Origin of the sequence: Allochromatium palmeri, from assembly GCF_009720725.1 — a bacterium.
Classification (GTDB): domain Bacteria; phylum Pseudomonadota; class Gammaproteobacteria; order Chromatiales; family Chromatiaceae; genus Thermochromatium; species Thermochromatium palmeri.
In genome coordinates this window covers 1-481 of record NZ_WNKT01000169.1, presented here as the reverse complement: position 1 = coordinate 481, position 481 = coordinate 1, and the positions used below count along the sequence as shown (strand labels likewise).

Below are 481 nucleotides of genomic sequence, written 5' to 3'. Positions count from 1 at the left end.
CATGCCGACCTATGATTATCGCTGTGACACCAACGATCGCGTGATCGAGGTGAGCCATCGCATGAGCGAGAACCTGACCAACTGGGGCGAGCTGTGCGAGCGCGCCGGAATCGAGCCGGGCGATACTCCGGCTGAAGCGCCGATCCATCGGCTCGCCACCGGCGGCAACGTTATCACCAGTTCCAGCCTGGGCAGCGGCCGCGCGCCGATGCCTGCCTGCGCCACCGGCTCCTGCTGTGCCGGCGGCATGTGCGGATTGAATTGATCGCCTGCCCAGACCGCGCTCCAGCCAGGGTTCGTCCACCAACCCTGGCTATTCACGCTATATCGGCCTCGACTGATCGCCCTCGGAGACGCGGATTTTGAAGTCTATCCTGGTGGTCCGCCTGAGTGCCATCGGCGACATCGTCTTCGCCTCGCCGCTGGTCGCGGCGCTGCGCCGTCGCTGGCCCGAGGCGCGCATTGCCTGGCTGGTCCAGCC

Annotated in this window: 2 protein-coding genes; both read left to right on the top strand. The window is 66.1% G+C overall.

Features of this window, described 5'->3' with window-relative positions; all coding sequences use genetic code 11:
• Window position 1 precedes the first annotated feature (1 nt).
• A complete protein-coding gene (locus tag GJ668_RS20235; RefSeq protein WP_186343246.1) occupies window positions 2-265 on the top strand; it encodes an FmdB family zinc ribbon protein in 264 nt (87 codons plus the stop codon).
• A gap of 97 nt (window positions 266-362) precedes the next feature.
• Window positions 363-481: glycosyltransferase family 9 protein (locus tag GJ668_RS20870; RefSeq protein ID WP_425482517.1), on the top strand; the 119-nt coding region annotated here is incomplete at its 3' end.